Annotated in this window: 14 protein-coding genes; 9 read left to right on the top strand and 5 right to left on the bottom strand. The window is 63.5% G+C overall.

What is annotated here, in order from left to right; translation table 11 throughout:
• Positions 1 to 133 precede the first annotated feature (133 nt).
• Entirely contained in the window at positions 134 to 1,027 is an 894-nt protein-coding gene (locus GJW30_RS06260) for a LysR family transcriptional regulator (RefSeq protein WP_096353075.1), read from the top strand.
• On the opposite strand, the gene GJW30_RS06255 is transcribed toward GJW30_RS06260, so the two are convergent.
• Together GJW30_RS06255 and GJW30_RS06250 are read right to left on the bottom strand one after the other, a co-directional pair.
• Complete coding sequence (locus GJW30_RS06255; protein WP_130364773.1) at positions 1,024 to 2,790, bottom strand: tetratricopeptide repeat protein; 1,767 nt, start codon at positions 2,788 to 2,790, stop codon at positions 1,024 to 1,026. The two genes, GJW30_RS06260 and GJW30_RS06255, sit on opposite strands and share 4 nt — an antisense overlap.
• Before the next feature lie 11 nt (positions 2,791 to 2,801).
• Positions 2,802 to 5,477 carry a TIR domain-containing protein gene (locus GJW30_RS06250; RefSeq protein ID WP_096353069.1) on the bottom strand — a complete coding sequence of 892 codons (2,676 nt, stop codon included), beginning with the start codon at positions 5,475 to 5,477 and terminating at the stop codon, positions 2,802 to 2,804.
• Between the two features lie 99 nt (positions 5,478 to 5,576).
• Here GJW30_RS06250 and GJW30_RS06245 point away from each other — a divergent pair, with 99 nt between their 5' ends.
• Complete coding sequence (locus tag GJW30_RS06245) at positions 5,577 to 5,960, top strand: RidA family protein (RefSeq protein ID WP_096358688.1); 384 nt, start codon at positions 5,577 to 5,579, stop codon at positions 5,958 to 5,960.
• A gap of 73 nt (positions 5,961 to 6,033) precedes the next feature.
• Positions 6,034 to 7,149 carry a 3-isopropylmalate dehydrogenase gene (leuB, locus tag GJW30_RS06240; RefSeq protein WP_096353065.1) on the top strand — a complete coding sequence of 372 codons (1,116 nt, stop codon included), beginning with the start codon at positions 6,034 to 6,036 and terminating at the stop codon, positions 7,147 to 7,149.
• 49 nt (positions 7,150 to 7,198) lie between these two features.
• On the opposite strand, the gene GJW30_RS06235 is transcribed toward leuB, so the two are convergent.
• Positions 7,199 to 8,635: a cryptochrome/photolyase family protein gene (locus GJW30_RS06235; RefSeq protein ID WP_096353062.1), complete on the bottom strand. Its 1,437-nt coding sequence runs from the start codon at positions 8,633 to 8,635 to the stop codon at positions 7,199 to 7,201.
• Positions 8,636 to 8,746: 111 nt separating this feature from the next.
• On the opposite strand from GJW30_RS06235, the gene GJW30_RS06230 reads away from it, so the two are divergent.
• Both GJW30_RS06230 and GJW30_RS06225 read left to right on the top strand, forming a co-directional pair.
• Positions 8,747 to 10,039: a sulfite oxidase gene (locus GJW30_RS06230; protein ID WP_245408673.1), complete on the top strand. Its 1,293-nt coding sequence runs from the start codon at positions 8,747 to 8,749 to the stop codon at positions 10,037 to 10,039.
• Complete coding sequence (locus tag GJW30_RS06225; protein ID WP_130364771.1) at positions 10,039 to 10,401, top strand: hypothetical protein; 363 nt, start codon at positions 10,039 to 10,041, stop codon at positions 10,399 to 10,401. The genes GJW30_RS06230 and GJW30_RS06225 overlap by 1 nt, the downstream gene beginning before the upstream one ends.
• Before the next feature lie 125 nt (positions 10,402 to 10,526).
• On the opposite strand, the gene GJW30_RS06220 is transcribed toward GJW30_RS06225, so the two are convergent.
• On the bottom strand, positions 10,527 to 10,868 hold the full coding sequence (locus GJW30_RS06220; protein WP_096353053.1) for a hypothetical protein: 342 nt from the start codon (positions 10,866 to 10,868) through the stop codon (positions 10,527 to 10,529).
• Positions 10,869 to 11,126: 258 nt separating this feature from the next.
• Between GJW30_RS06220 and GJW30_RS06215 the strand changes: the two genes are divergently transcribed.
• From GJW30_RS06215 to GJW30_RS06205, 3 genes are all read left to right on the top strand, one after another.
• A complete protein-coding gene (locus GJW30_RS06215) occupies positions 11,127 to 12,335 on the top strand; it encodes a L,D-transpeptidase family protein (RefSeq protein WP_096353051.1) in 1,209 nt (402 codons plus the stop codon).
• A 219-nt stretch (positions 12,336 to 12,554) separates the two neighbouring features.
• The gene (locus GJW30_RS06210) at positions 12,555 to 14,204 is read left to right on the top strand and encodes a L,D-transpeptidase family protein (protein ID WP_096353048.1); all 1,650 of its coding nucleotides are present in this window, start codon (positions 12,555 to 12,557) and stop codon (positions 14,202 to 14,204) included.
• A gap of 141 nt (positions 14,205 to 14,345) precedes the next feature.
• A complete protein-coding gene (locus GJW30_RS06205; RefSeq protein ID WP_096358687.1) occupies positions 14,346 to 14,945 on the top strand; it encodes a DUF4337 domain-containing protein in 600 nt (199 codons plus the stop codon).
• Positions 14,946 to 15,053: 108 nt separating this feature from the next.
• Here the strand turns inward: GJW30_RS06205 and GJW30_RS06200 are convergent, their stop codons facing one another.
• Positions 15,054 to 15,359, bottom strand: a complete 306-nt coding sequence (locus tag GJW30_RS06200) for a polyhydroxyalkanoic acid system family protein (RefSeq protein ID WP_096353045.1) — start codon at positions 15,357 to 15,359, stop codon at positions 15,054 to 15,056.
• A gap of 154 nt (positions 15,360 to 15,513) precedes the next feature.
• Here GJW30_RS06200 and GJW30_RS22555 point away from each other — a divergent pair, with 154 nt between their 5' ends.
• A complete protein-coding gene (locus tag GJW30_RS22555) occupies positions 15,514 to 15,678 on the top strand; it encodes a hypothetical protein (protein WP_157746699.1) in 165 nt (54 codons plus the stop codon).
• The last annotated feature ends 56 nt before the right edge of the window (positions 15,679 to 15,734 follow it).

Raw genomic sequence — 15,734 nt, 5'->3', positions numbered from 1 at the left:
GATGCCGCGCATTCGCGGAAAACTCAAACCAGAACAATCCTAAACTTCGTCTATCGCGAACAGATAACCGACTTTCTGTAGCGCTCAATCCCTTATTTTTGTATTCTTCCTTCGCGTAACGCGAAGGATTGGCATGCCAGCCCGGTTTGACATCCCGGATCTCAGCTTGTTTCGCCACGTGGTTGAAGCGGGCAGCATCACACATGGAGCGGAGCGTGCAAATCTCGCGCTAGCTGCAGCTTCCACGCGAGTCCGCAACATGGAGGAAGCCCTCGGCGCCCCGCTGCTGGTGCGCAGCCGCCAGGGCGTGACGCCGACCCCGGCGGGCAGGACGCTGCTGCAGCATGCCCGCATTATTTTGGCCCAGTCGGAGCGGTTGCGGGAAGAACTCGGCGCCTATGCGGGCGGCCAGAGCGGCCAAGTGCGGGTGCTGTCGAACACCAACGCACTGACGGAGTTTCTGCCGGAGACGCTCGGCACGTTCCTCACCAAGCACCCGCATGTCAGCGTCGACCTCGAGGAGCGCCTGTCCGATGAAATCGTTGGGCTGATCGCCGAAGGCGTCGGCGATATCGGTATCGTGGCCGGGACCGTGGATAAGGGTAGTCTCGTCACCTTCCCGTTCCGCAGCGACCGGTTCGTGCTGGTGGTCGCCGATCATCACCCGCTGGCGAAACGCTCGCATTTGAGCTTCGAGGAAGTGCTCGACCACGATTTCGTCGGGCTTGATCGATCGAGCGCGATCCAGCGCTTTCTCTCCGACAAAGCTGCCCGGGCGGGGCGATCGTTGCGCCTGCGCGTGCAGCTGCGTTCGTTCGACGCCGTCTGCCGCATGGCGGAGCGCGAGGTCGGCATCGGCGTCGTGCCGGATACGACGGCGCGCTGGGCCGTGAAAAGCATGGCGATCCGCGTTGTCGATCTTACGGACGCTTGGGCGCGGCGCGAATTGACGATCTGCGTGCGCAGCATGGAAACGCTCGCGCCTTACGCACGTCAGCTCGTCGAACATATGCGGGCGGAGGTTTAGTTTTCGGCCGGGAGCTTCGCGACGATGCTGCGCATTTCGGCGAGCCAACCGCGTCGGGCCGCATCGAGCTTTCCGGCTTTCTCCAGCGCTTCGAGAATCGCGAGCCCTTCGCGGTAAGCAGCGGCGGAGCGCTTCGGCTCGGCGAGCTGGCCGACGCGATACAGCACGAAGACGATATCGCCCTGCCACATCGCGTTGTCGGGATCGCTGGCGGCCAGCCGTCGGATCACGGTCAGCGCTTCCTCGTACAGCGCTAACGCGGCGGGCCGATCGCCGCCGTCGCGCTGCACGTCGCCGAAATTGGTGAGGTGGACGAACAAGTCGCGCTGCAGGTCGACATCCTGCGGAGATGCCGCGACCAGCCGCCGTGTGATTGTGAGACCTTCCTCATAGGCCGCGAGCGCGCCCGCACGATCGTTCTTGTCGGCCTGCAGCAGAAGACCAAGCCGATTGAGGCAACCGGCAACGAGCCGCAACAATCGCGTGTTGTTGGAATCGCGCAATACGAGGATGCGCGCGCCCGCGAGCGCCTCGTCATAAGCCGCCCGCGCGCCCGCGACGTCGTTTAGCTGGCCGCGTGCGTCGCCAAGTTTGATAAGGAGCGCCGAGAGATCGTGGCCGCGCTCGGTATCGTTCGGCTCGGCGGCGGCGGTCCGGCGCACCAGCGTGACGCCCTCGTCGTAAGCGGCGCGCGCGCCTTCATGGTTGCCCGCTGCGCTGCGCACATCGCCGAGCTTTTCGAGACCGACCGCGAGATTGCCGAGTGCGAGCGTCTCGGCCGGCCGCGCCGCAACGATCCGGCGCAGGAGCGCGACGCCCTCTTCGGCCGACTTCTGCGCCTGCTGCACATCGCCGAGCGCAAGATAGGTCGTAACGAACTCGGTCAGCATCGCGGCGCGGTTTTTCAGCACTTCGAGATCGTTCGGCGCACCGCGCGCGAGATCGTCCATGACCGACTGCGCGACTTCAAGCACGCGGCGCAGCACGTCGGCGCGGATGCCTTCGACGCTGCGCACTTTCTGCACCAGATTGAAAACGAGATCGTCGGCGGCTTTGCGTGCAAGTGCCAGATTGCGCTCGGCGTGATCGCGCTGCATCTGCGCTTCGGCGCGCTGGCGCGATGCCTCATACCATTGCCAGCCTGCGCCGGCGGCAAGCAAGGCCACCACGACAGCCGCGGAGGATGCAAGCCGCAGCGCGCGCTTCTGCGCCTGCACCTCCTGGCCGAGCAGATCATCCTTCGGCAAGTCGTGTACGGCGGACGCGAGATTTGCCGCCGCATCGACGAACCGCGGATCGGATGCGACCGGCATGTCACGCCAGGCTCGAAAATCGATCCACTTCGGTTCGTTCTTGAAGCGGCCTTTGAGTATCTCCGGTAGCGGCGCGCGTTCGTCGAAGACGAAATCGTCGCCTTCCCATGCGAGCTCGCCGTCCGTCACCGCGATCAGAACGGAGTCGAGGCTCTTGCGCTCGAGCCAGTGCGCGACTTCCATGCCGCACCACTTCGAGCGCGCGAATTCTGGCGATGCGAGAATGATGAGGTAACGCGAACGGTCGAGCGTCTTTTCCAGCGTCGGCCACAGCTCCGGGGTTGCGGCGAGCGAGGTGTCGTCACGAAAGACGCGCAACGCACGGCGCCGGTACCACGGCTTGCCGAGCTTCTGCATCACCGACTGGATTGCCGCCGCGAGCGGTTTATCCTTAGCGTGGCTGTAGGAAATGAACGCGTCGTAGAGCGCATCCGGACGGCTATGCGGCATTCCCGCGTCCGTCACGGCGAGACCGTGTTCTCGGCGAGCCAACGATCGAGATAGCTGCGGAAAAGATCGGGCCAGCGCTCCTGCGCTAACGGCAGCCGGCCCGCAGCCTGCAACGCCTCCATGATGGCGAGGCCTTCGCGCAACGCCGCGATTGCGCGCGGCCGTTCGGCCACTTCGCTCAGCTTCGCAAGTATGATGACGAGCCGCACGCGCCACAGCCGCTCATCGGGATCGCCGTCGGCGAGCTTACGGAAATGCACGGCGGATTCCTCGAACGCCGCAAGCGCATCGCTCTTGCCGCCGGCCAGCGCCTGCTGATCGCCAAGTTTTTCTGCCGTCAGCGCGATATCGCGAATGAAGATCGTACCGCTTGCATCGAGCTTCGAAAGTTGCTGAAAGCCCGCAAGGCTCTCCGCATAACGCTTGATCGCCTCGCCGAGGTCTTTGCGCGCGACCAGCGCATCGCCGGTGCGCGACATCGCGAGCGCGGCGGCATAGCGCCAGCGCACGTTGCGCCCTTCGGTCGCGACGAGGCGGCGGAAGATCGCAAGGCTCTCTTCGTAGGCCGCGAGCGCGCCGCTCACATCCTCGCGCGTCATCCGCACATTGCCGATGTAGTCGAGGCTGGCGCCGAGGCTGTATTGCCAATCGACATTGCTGCTGTCGAACGCAACCAGACGGCGGCGAATCGCGAGACTGTCTTCGAGCATTGCGAGGCCGACGTCGACGTCGCCGGCCGCTATGCGCATATTGCCGATCTTGTTCAGATTGACGCTGACGTCGGTGAGCAGATCGTGGTTGTCGGGATCGCGCGCCGACAATGCGCGCATGATCGCAAGCGATTCCTCATACGCGGCGAGTGCCGCGTCGGTGTCGCCCGCGTCCTTCGTGTAGTCGCCGCGCCGCTGCAAGGTCAGCGCTAGCGCTTGTTGCCAGCCCGCATTGCCGGGATCGCGCGCCACCAGCTTGCGGCGAATGTCGAGCGCGGCGCGATGCGCTTCGAGCCCGCCTGCCTTTTCGCCCGCCTCCATCCTGGCATCGCTGAGCTTGCCGTATGCGACAGCGAGTTCGGACTGCCAGCCGGCATTCTCCGGATCGAGCGCGACCATCTCGCGGCGTATCTGCAGACATTCGGCATAAGCCGCGAGTGCACCCGCGCGATCGCCCGAACGCGAACGCAGATCGGCGATCTTCTCCATCGAGATCCCGAGATAGCGCTGATCCTGCATGTTGGTGCGATCGCGTTCAGCAAGTTTGCGGCCGATCACCAACGCTTCTTCGTAAAGCTCCAGCGCAGCCGCGATCTCGCCGACGCGCGCCTGAAGATCGCCGATCTTTTCGATCGCGACACTGAGATCGCGCTGCGCTTCCGTATCGTCCGGTCTCTTCGCCGCGATCTCGCGCGTGATGCCGAGCGCCTCTTCGTAATAAGGCAAAGCGCCCTTGCGATCGCCGATGCGCATCAGCGTGTCGCCGACATGGCTGAGGCCGACGCTGACTTGTCGCCGGCGGTCGATATCGTTAGGCGCAGCGTTCGCGAGCTTCTTCGCAAGGTCGAGGCTTTCGCGATAAGCCGCGAGCGCGCCCGTGATGTCGCCCGCGCGGAATTTTACATGCGCGAGGCGAGTCAGGCCGAAGCGCAACGCATCCTCGGCGCCCTCCTCGTTCGGTGCCTTGGTGAGAACGCCGCGGCTGATCGCAACGCTCTGCTCGGCGGCCTCGCGCGCGCGCGGCAGATCGCCGGTCGCCATATAAGTGACGGCGAACTCACTGAACATCGCGGCGCGGCTGCGCAGCAAACGCGGATCGTCCGGTGCGGAGCGGACAAGTTCGTCCATCACGCTCTGCGCGGTCTCGAGAATTTTGCGCACGGACTCGACGCGCATGCCCTGCACTTCGCGCAAGCCCTGCGCTATCTTGAAGACGAGATCGTCCGCCGCGCCGCGCGCGAGTGCGAGATTCTTTTCGGCGCGATCTCGCTCGGCGACCGCGACTTTTTCCGACGCGATGGCGGCGCGTTTGGCCGCTTCAGCTTCGTACCACTGCCATCCGGCGCCGGCCGCCAATATCGTCAGCGAAGCCGCCGCACTCCAGGCGAGGCGCAGCGCGCGCTTCTGCTGACGTACTTCTTGGCTGAGCAAATCCTCTTTCGGCAACCCATGCACCGCGGCGGCAAGATCGGCCGCCGCGTCGACGAATTTCGGATCGGACGCGTTCGGCGCCTCGCGCCACGATCGAAAGTCGATCCATTTCGGTTCGTTCTTCCAGTGTCCCCTAAAGACCGCCGGCAGCGGCGTCTTTTCGTCCCAGACGAAATCACCCGCCGCCTCATCCCATTTGAGTTCGCCGTCCGTTACTGCGATCAAAAATGTGTCGAGACTCTTGTGCTTGAGCCAATGCGCGACCTCCATGCCGCACCACTTTGAGCGTGCGAATTCGGGCGAGGCGAGTACCAAGATGAAGCGCGATTGGTCGAGCACTTTCTCCAGCGTCGGCCAGAGTTCCGGCGTTGCGGCAAGCGAAGTGTCGTCGCGGAAGATGCGCAGCATGCGCCGCCGGTACCACGGCTTGCCGAGCTTCTGGATCACCGACTGGATCGCGGAAGCGACCGGCTTATCCTTCGCGTGACTGTAGGAGATGAAGGCGTCGTAAAGCAGAGGCTGCGGCGGGCGCACATCGGAAGTCATTTCGCGGGAACCCGTCGGGCTTTCTTGACGCTGTGGCTATTGATGCGGAATAGATCGGGCGAACGTTACGTTTGCAATAGCAATAACATGGAGGCCCGCTTGACCCGACACCTGATCTCGACCGGCTCACCGTTCGAAAAAGTCGCGGGCTATAGCCGCGCCGTCATCGTCGGCGACATGTGCTTCGTGGCGGGAACTACCGGCTACGATTATACGACAATGGTGCTGCCGGAGAGCGTCGAAGATCAGACGCACAATTGCTTCAAGACCATCACGGAGACGTTGGAGAAAGCCGGCTTCTCGATCAACGAAGTCGTCCGCGCGGTCTACTATGTCACCGAAATCGCTTATGCGGACCGCGTGTTTCCGATCTTCGGAACTTATTTTGCGCATGCGCGCCCGGCCGCGACGATCGTCGGCGTCACCGGGCTCTATAAGCCCGAAATGAAGATCGAGATCGAGGTCACGGCGAAGAAAGCCTAGCGAGCTTGCCAAGCGGGGCGGGTCGCACTAGCAATCCGCCCGACTTGATCCACCCACCCGAAGGCTTTTCATCATGGCAACGCACAACCTCCTCCTCGTCCCCGGCGACGGCATCGGCCCCGAAGTCATGGGCGAGGTGAAGAAGCTTATTGCCTACATGAATGCTAACGGCATGGGTCGCTTCGAAACCGAAGAGGCGATGTGCGGTGGCTGCGCGATCGATGCGCACGGCGTGCCGATCACCGACGCCGATATGGAGCGCGCGAAAGCGACGGACGCCATTCTGTTCGGCGCCGCCGGCGGCCCGAAGTGGGACAAGGTCGCGTATGAAATCCGCCCCGAAGCCGGCATCCTGCGGCTGCGCAAGGATCTGCAGCTTTACGCGAATCTGCGGCCGGCGGTCTGCTTTCCGGCGCTCGCGGCATCGTCATCGCTGAAGCCAGAGGTCGTCGAAGGCCTCGACATCATGATCCTCCGCGAGCTCACGGGCGGCGTCTACTTCGGAGAGCCGAAGACGATCACGGATCTCGGTAACGGCCAGAAGCGCGCGATCGACACGCAGATCTACGACACCTACGAAATCGAGCGCATCGGCCGCGTAGCCTTCGAGCTGGCGCGCAAGCGTCGCAACAAGGTCACGTCGATGGAAAAGCGCAATGTCATGAAGACGGGCGTACTCTGGAACGAAGTGATGACCGCGTTGCATAAGCGCGAATATTCGGACGTCGAGTTCGAGCATCAACTCGCCGACTCGGGCGGCATGCAGCTCGTGCGCTGGCCGAAGCAGTTCGACGTCATCGTATGCGACAATTTGTTCGGCGACATGCTCTCCGACATCGCCGCGATGCTGACCGGCTCACTCGGCATGCTGCCGTCGGCTTCGCTCGGCGAGATCAATCCGAAGACGAAGAAGCGCCATGCGATGTATGAGCCCGTGCACGGCTCCGCGCCGGATATCGCCGGCAAGGGCCTCGCCAACCCGATCGCAATGATCGCGTCGTTCGGCATGGCGCTGCGCTATTCGTTCGATGCGCTGAAGGAAGCCGACCTGATCGATGCGGCGATCGCCAACGTTCTCGCGTCCGGCCTGCGCACCGCGGATATCAAGGGCGACGGCAAAGCAGCGTCGACGAGCGAGATGGGCGACGCGATCATCGCGGAATTCGGCAAGCTCGCGAAGGCGGCTTAATCCCAAACTCGGAGTCATGGCCTGCTCCGGCCATGACGCCGGTTGATGTCTACTTTCCGGTCATCTTCTTGAGTGCGCCGAGCGCGCGCTCGCGCGCTTCCTTGTGATCGACGATCGGCTCCGGATAAGTCTTCCCGAGCCGAACGCCGGCTTCCTCAAGCTCCATCGGCGAGGCCTCCCACGGCGCTGTGAGAAACTGTGCCGGCAGCTTCGCGATCTCGGGCACCCATTTGCGCACGTAGTCGCCGTCAGGGTCGGCCTTCTCGCTCTGCGTCACCGGATTGAAGATGCGGAAATACGGCGCGGAATCGATGCCGCTGCCGGCGACCCACTGCCAGTTGGTCGGGTTGTTCGCCGGGTCCGCATCGACGAGCGTGTCCCAGAACCACTTCTCGCCGCGCCGCCAGTCGCTAAGGAGATGCTTGATGAGGAACGACGCGGTCAGCATGCGCAGGCGGTTCGGCATCCAGCCCTCGGCCCAAAGGTGGCGCATCGCGGCATCGACCAGCGGATAGCCGGTCTGCCCGCGCGTCCACGCCGTGAAACCCTTGCGCTCCTCCGACCACGGAAAGCGATCGAACTGATCGCGCATGTTCTCGTCCGCGATCTTCGGATATGCGCGCAGCTGGTGATGCGCGAAATCGCGCCACGCGAGTTCGGCGAGGAATTTGTCAACCGACGCGGGCGACGGCCGCTCCTTCGCGGGCGCATCGAGCGCGTGCTTAGCGGCGTGCCAAACTTGCGTAGGAGAGACTTCACCGAAACGCAGATGCGGCGACAGACGCGACGAGCCATCGCGGTCAGCGCGTTCGCGGCTGTCCGCATAGGTCGATAGCGCGCCGTCGACGAAAGCGTGCAGGCGCTTGCGCGCACCGTCTTCGCCCGGTGCCCACGCGTCGCGCATGTCGCCGGCCCAGTCCGGCTTCGTCGGCTCGAGCGACCAATCGGCGAGATCGTCGCTGGCGACGCGCTTCGTCGACGGCCATTTCGATGGCGCCCGTATCGGCGCCGGCGGATCGCCTGCCGCGCGCAGGCGCTTCCAGAACGGCGCGAAGATCTTTGGCGCAGCGCCAGTAGAGCCTTTGATCGCGTCCGGCTCGTGCAACAAAGCGCCCGCGAAAGTCTTCGCCTCGATGCCGCGCTGCTTCAGCGCGCGCGTCACTTGTCCGTCGATCTTCTCGGCCGGTCCGTAACGGCGATTCCAGAACACTTCGCTCGCGCCGATCTCATCCGCGAGCGCCGGCACGATCTCGGCCGCATTGCCGCTGCGCAGGATCAGCTTCTGGCCCTTCTCGCGCAGCGCCGCGTCGAGCGCGCGCAGCGAATTTGCCAGCCACCATTGCGACGCACCGCCGAGCGGGCGCACGCCCTCTTCCTCCAGAACGTAGAGGCAGACGAGCGCGTCGGCGCCTGCTGCGGCGCGGAGCGCGGCGTTGTCGCCGAGACGAAGATCGTCGCGAAACCAGAGGAGAGCGGTCGAAGCCATTGGCTATCAATTCTTCTTGTGAAGGTTGTGTTCCCAGGTTGACCGTTCTCTTCCAGCCGCTAGTTTGAGAACAGATTTCTCCAGATGTGGAGAAACGACCGGGAGAGAAACGTGCAGGATCCGATGGGAACCGGCGCCACGCCGACGACTTATGCTTTGGGTTTGAGCCGCCGCCAATTGTTGGCGACTGGCTCCGTTGCCGCCGTCGGCGCGGGGCTTGGAAGTGGAGGAAGCGTTCGCGAAGCCAACGCGCAACAGGCCGCACCAAGTGGTGGCGCGCCGGCCGCGCAGCAACAGAAGGGGCCTCAGCATTTGAAGTTCCCGGGTAAGGACGAAGGGCTCGTCGTTCTCGGCGATCGCCCGCTGGTAGCGGAGACGCCCGAAAGCCTCCTCGACGACGATACGACACCGACGGCGAAGTTTTTCATCCGCAATAACGGCATTCCGCCCGAGACGGTCGACGTCGACAAGTGGGAATTCGTTATCGACGGCGAAGTCGACAAGCCCGTGAAGTTCACCATCACGGAACTCAAGTCGAAATTCCCCAACGTGACGCGACGCCTGGTGCTCGAATGCGGCGGCAACGGACGCTCGTTCTATTCGCCGCCGGCGCGCGGCAATCAGTGGACCAACGGCGGCGTCGGCTGCGCGGAATGGACCGGCGTGCGACTCTCAGACGTGCTCAAAGCCGCGGGCGTCAAGAAGTCAGCGAAGTTCACCGGACACTATGGCGCCGACGGACATTTGTCGGGCGAAGCCGGAAAAGTTTCACTGTCGCGCGGCGTGCCGATCAAGAAGGCGATGGACGAGAACAACCTTCTCGTCTGGGCGATGAATGGTCAGCCGTTGCCGATCATTCACGGCGGACCGTTGCGTCTGATCGTGCCGGGCTGGCCGGCATCCGTCTCGGCGAAGTGGGTGACGCGCGTCTGGGTGCGCGAGAAGGAACACGATGGGCCCGGCATGGGCGGCACGTCATATCGCGTGACGATCAACCCGATGGTTCCGGGAGGCAAGACCGACGAGAAAAACTTCCGCGATCTCGAATCGATGCCGGTGCGGTCGATCGTGACGTCACCGGCGAACGGCACCAAGCTCGCGGCTGGCACGCGTGAACTCAAACTCCGCGGTGCGTCATGGGCCGGCGATCGCGCCGTCAAGTTCGTCGACGTCTCGACCGACTACGGCGCAACCTGGGTGCGCGCGAAGCTGTCGCCGCCGAAGAACAAGTACGATTGGCAGCGCTGGACCGCGTCCGTCAAAGTGCCGAGCGACGGCTACTACGAGATCTGGTCGCGCGCGACCGATACGGCGAATGTCGCGCAGCCGCACGTTGCGGCGAATTGGAATCCGCAGGGCTACGGCGCCAACCCGATGCACCGGATCGCCGTGTTGATTGGATGATGATGTTGCGTCAATCGAAACTCTTGGCCGCGAGCGCGTTGCTCGCGGCTTTCGCTTTCGCTGCTCCTCTTGCGGCGCAAACCACCGTGCCGGGTTACACGCCGGGTGAAGAAAGGCCGGAGGATTTTCCGGAAGGGCAAGGGCGCGACGAGACGTTCTACGCCTGCATCGCGTGCCACAACTTCAAACTCATCGCGGCGCAGGGCCTCACCCGCAATGCTTGGGACGATACGGTCACGCTGATGACGCAGCGGCACAACATGCCGGCGATCGAAGGCGCAGAGCGCGAGGTGATCCTCACTTATCTGTCGACGGCGTTCCCGCCGAAGCAGCAACGTGGCTGGAAGAACCCGTTTAATTAAGTTGCAGTTAGCCCCGTCGTCATGGCCCGGACAAGCCGGGCCATGACGGAGCGTGCGTGCAGGGGAGCGACAACAAAAAAGCGCGCCGTCGGGCGCGCTTTTCGTTGCAAGCCGCAGTCGCGCGATCAGTAGCGCGTGTAGTACGGCAGATCGAAATTGTTCGGCAGCGGGGAGCGGCGCGAGCCGCTCGGGTCATACGCGCTATCCGGACCGCTGTTGATCGGCAGCGCGTAGTCCGTATAGCCGTAGCTGCGCGGCTGCACCGTGGTGCCCGGATCCAGGAACGAGCGCTCGCGTCGCACCGTGACGCGGGTACGGGAGCGAACAACGCGCGGACGGGCGCCCGGATAGTCCTCAACAACGCGGGTGGCGCCACGGCGGCGGGTCTGCGCGTCGGCATCGGTTGGCCAGGCGGCCCAGACGACACCGGCTGCCGTCAGCAACGCGAACAGGACTTTCAAACGCATGGCAACCCTCGATGATCACATTCTGCCACACCTTACCGGGCGGCCGGCGCTCCCACAACGACTGCGGCGAGCGGCACGACAATGTTTCGGAGACTGTGCCGGTTCCGGCACAGTGGCGAGACCATGGCGATTAACCGGTTTAGTGCCTAAGGCTTGATCATGCTTCAATATCGTGCCGCAATCGATTGTTAAGCATCTGGCGAGGCCTGGCGCGCTATAAGGGCGCCGCCTCTTCGTCGGCCCGTCCGGGAGAATCTGTTGGCGTCGCGTTCGTTCAAAGACTTGATGTGGCTCATCGGAGCCGTTTCGGTCTGTCTCGTTGCCTTTATGGCGCCGGTCTATGTGATCCTCTTCGTGCTCCCTTCAGCCGACGAGGTGCGCAAGCCTGTCGCGGCGACCGATCCGGAGACGACCGGCGCGCTGAACCTGCTCGAGCCGCCCTCGAAGAAATCCGACAAGCTCGCAACCGTCGCGCCGCTGCCCGCTCCGAAACCTTCGCCGCTGATGGCGGTGAACCCGTCCGCGATCGTGCCGAACGCGACCCTACCCAGCACCTTCCCGCCGATCGTCGCCGCGACGCCGCAGCCGCATCGCGTCGCTGCCGCTCCGGCAACACTGCCGGCACCGCAGCCGATGATCCATGCGGACCTGCCTGGGCTCACGCCGCAGCCGCATAGCAAACTTCCGGCAAGCCAGCTGATGGCGCAGAAGGGCCTCGAGAAGAAGGCTCCGATCATGCTGCGCATCTTCAAGCAGGAAGCAGAGCTTGAAGTCTGGAAGCGTGAGAAAAGCGGCTCCTACGTGCACTTAAAGACGTATCCGATCTGCCGCTGGTCGGGCCTGCTCGGCCCGAAAGTGAAGACCGGCGATCTGCAATCGCCCGAGGGTTTCTACGCGGTGACGCCGGGCGCGATGAACCCCAACTCGGCCTATCACCTGTCATTCAATGTCGGTTTCCCGAACGCATATGACCGCGCACACGGACGCACCGGCTCGTTCCTGATGGTGCATGGCGACTGCAAATCGGTCGGCTGCTACGCGATGACCAACGCGCAGATCGAAGAGATCTTCCAACTCGCCAACGATGCGTTCGACGGCGGCCAGGCCGCGTTCCAAATCCAGGCCTATCCGTTCCGCATGACCCCGGCCAATTTCGCCAAGCACCGCAACTCGCCGCATATCGACTTCTGGGAAAACCTGAAGGAAGGCCACGACCTGTTCGAGATGACGCGGCAGCCACCGCAAATTCAGGTCTGCAACGGCCGTTACGGCTTCGGCCAAAGCTGCGGCGCCGACCGCATAGCGTCGAGTCTGATCTCGCGTCTTGCCGCCAAGAAGCAGGCGGACGCTGCTCAAGTCGCGGCGCTGTCGAAGAAGACGCAGGCTGCCCCGCTGGCGCCGACGATGGCGACCCGCCTCGACGGCGGCACGCATCCGAGCTTCCTTGGAATGTTCGCTCAGCGGTAATTGGATCATCCCAGTTGTTGTTTTGTAAAGGGTGCCTGGGCGTGATTTCGCTTTTCGGGCGCTTTTTGCTATGGTTCAGCCATCGATTTGGGTGGTTAGCGGGGCGTTAACCATTCCGACCCACGTCACAGCAATCGTGGCCCGCGCGTCTTCATTTTGGCGGGTTCTTAACCGTACTGGTCAGATGCTAATAAGCGTCATCTGGAGAGTATTGCGTTGATGAGCTTTGGTTACGTTCGCGCCCGCGTCGGGTTGCTCCCGGCGGCTGCCGCGCTTGCATGCGCGTTGGCGCTATCGGCTTGCCAAGTCGACGGCCCTTACTCGGCAAAACATCTCAAACCGCTGCCTGCCGAAACTGTCGCGCTGATCGAGCGCAAGCAGATGACGAAGGGCAGCCCGGTTCTCGTCCGGGTCTTCAAGGAAGAAGCCGAGATGGAAATTTGGAAGCAGGATGCTTCCGGCCAATTCGCGCTGCTGAAGACTTATCCGATTTGCCGCTGGTCCGGTCAGCTCGGCCCGAAGATCAAGGAAGGCGATCGGCAAGCGCCGGAAGGCTTCTACACGATCTCGCCGACGATGATGAACCCGAATTCCAGCTTCTATCTGTCGTTCAACCTCGGTTATCCGAACGCGTTCGATCGTGCGCATGGCCGCACCGGCGCGCATCTGATGGTGCACGGCGATTGCTCGTCGTCCGGTTGCTACTCGATGACGGACGAACAGATCGCCGAGATCTTCGCGCTCGGCCGCGAAGCATTCTTCGCGGGGCAACGCGGCTTCCAGGTGCAGGCATTTCCGTTCCGGATGACGGCGCTGAACATGGCGAAGCATCGCAACTCGCCGCATCTCGCCTTCTGGAAAAACCTGAAAGAAGGCTACGACCACTTCGAAGTCACGCGTCAGCAGCCGAAGGTCGATGTCTGCGAGAAGAAATATGTGTTCAACGGCAGCGAGTCGCCGAACGGCGCGCCGCTCGAATACAAGGCTTTGGAGAAATGCCCGGCTTATCGCGTGCCGGAAGCCATCATGAGCGAAGTGTCAGCCAAGGCGCGGCGCGACGATCAAGCCTTCCAGGACTTCGTGAAGAAGAACACGCCGACGATCGCGCTGCATCGCGGTCGCGACGGCGGCATGCATCCGGCGTTCGAGAAAATCTACACGTCGCGCGAAGTGCGCGACGAACGCGGCCGCCTCAGTGTTCAGGTCGAAAAGCGTCCGCTCGCGGGCCCGCTCGACTATCGCGAGTCGACGCCCGAGCAGGTCGCGCTTGCGTCGGCTCCGGAAGCCACGATGCAAGCCGAGCCGGTGCAGAGCGTCGAAACGACGAGCGCTGGCACGGCATCGGGTGTTCCCTTCCCGCGTCCCGCGCCGAAGAGCGCCGGCCGCTCGCAGACCGCGCAAGCCGCACCGGCAACCTCGGTCCGCACCAGTACGGTCCGCTCGGCCGTGCCGGTCTCCGCACCGCCGACCGCATATGCTCAACCGGCCCCGCAGAGCGAGGGCACCACCGGTTTCGTCTCGAACCTCATCACCAATAGCCGCGAGTCGGTCGGCAAATGGTTTGGTGGCGCTGCCCCGGCGGCCCCTGCTCCGCAGCAGGCCCAGCGCCCCGCTCCCACCCGCACGGGTTCGACACAACCGCGCCGCGAGGAGCGTGCAGTTGCTAAAAAGCCTGAGCCGGCCAAGAAGCCCGACGCGAAGCCGCAAGAGGTTGCCAAGAAGCCCGAGCCCAAGAAGGCGGACGCCAAGCCGCAGCAGCGGACCGCCGCCGCGGGCGATCAGCCGCAAGCCCCGACCCTTTCGGGCGCAACCCCGGTGGTCCCGGCCGGCAGCTTCGAGAGCCGCTTCGGCGCCGCCGGCGCTCGCTGACGCTCCCGCGCCGCAATTAATTTCTGTGCGTCGCCGCACCGCCACGGCGGCGCCGCTTCTCGTCGTCACATCTCTCCGCTAAAGCGTTAGCCGCCATTTTCAACGGACCCTGCCGGTCCGCACGGCAGCATGGGAGAGCTTATGTCTGGACATGGACATCACGGCCCGGGACACGGTCACGACGACCACGGGCCGATCGAAGGGCGCAACAAGACGATCGCGCTGCTGATCGCGGTGATCGCGCTGTTCCTCGCTTTCGCGGAGACGCTCGGCAAGAGCGCGCAGACCGAAGCGCTGAGCCTGAATATCGAGGCGTCCAACCTCTGGAACTTCTTCCAGGCTAAGACGATCCGCATCACGACGCTGGCGACCGAAGCGGAAGCGCTCGCGCTCGAATCCGCGACCACCGCGGATCCGGCCAAGAAGGCCGCCTACGACGCGCAGATCAAGAAGTGGCGCGACACCGCGGCCCGCTATCAGGACGAAGCCGATCCGCCAGAAGGCCGCAAGCAACTGATGGCGCGCGCCAAGGTGGCCGAAGAGAAGCGCGACAAGTTCTTCGCGAAGTATCACCACTTCGAGGTTTCGTCCGCCGCGTTCCAGATCGGCATCGTGCTCGCGTCATCGACGGTGATCACGGGCATGATCGCGCTGACCTACATCGCGGCCGGTCTCGGAATCCTGGGGATCTTCTTCATGGGCATCGGGCTGTTCGCCCCCCACGCGATCCATTTGTTCTGACCAGAAACGTCATGGCCCGCTTCATGCGGGCCATTCACGTCTTGCTTTCTGTGTCGTTGAAGGAAGTCGTGGAAGGTCCGGACAAGCCGGGCCATGACGACCAACGCCCTACTTCTTCTCCAGCAGCAACTGGCCCTGCTTCTCGATCATGCCCTTGGCGGTCTCCGCCATTGCGGCGAGGAAGAACGGCAGATCGACCGCAATCCGGACACTCTGTTCCGCGACGTCGATCTCGCCCGGCACGGACTGCCCCATGGCGCCGGCCTTGAACACCATCGTATCGCCGGTCCAGGTCTGATCGGTCAGTGTGAGCCCGGCAAAGCCGCCCTGCGCCTTTTCGAGCCCGGCCTTGATCCGGCGCGCCGCCTCGTCCTTACCGAGGCTGTGCGGAATGGAAACTTCGACTTTGGCCATAAACTTCCCCTCTGCCGCCACGATGTAGGCACAGTCAGGCACAACATAAAGATCAACAGCGAGCGTATTCATACGATTTAGCTGAACCTTAAACTTGTGCGCGCACACTAATGGTCAGAGGACGCATTAGGCGCCAACGGAGAATAAGAAAGTTATGTTTGACTCTGCGTATCTGCGACAACAGGCCGAACGTTGCGAGCGTCTCGCGCGCGAATGCGCCGTCGAGGACATCGCCAAGGAACTTAAGCGTATGGCCTCGCGCTATACGGCTCAGGCCGACTCGGCCCGCTCGATCGAGCTAACCGCCCGCGCGGCTTAAGACGGCTCGGGCCGCCTCCGGGGCGGCCTTTAGCTTCCGGATTGGGATTTTGGGCG

Source organism: Variibacter gotjawalensis, from assembly GCF_002355335.1.
Classification (GTDB): domain Bacteria; phylum Pseudomonadota; class Alphaproteobacteria; order Rhizobiales; family Xanthobacteraceae; genus Variibacter; species Variibacter gotjawalensis.
This window is presented reverse-complemented; position numbering and strand designations above follow the sequence as displayed.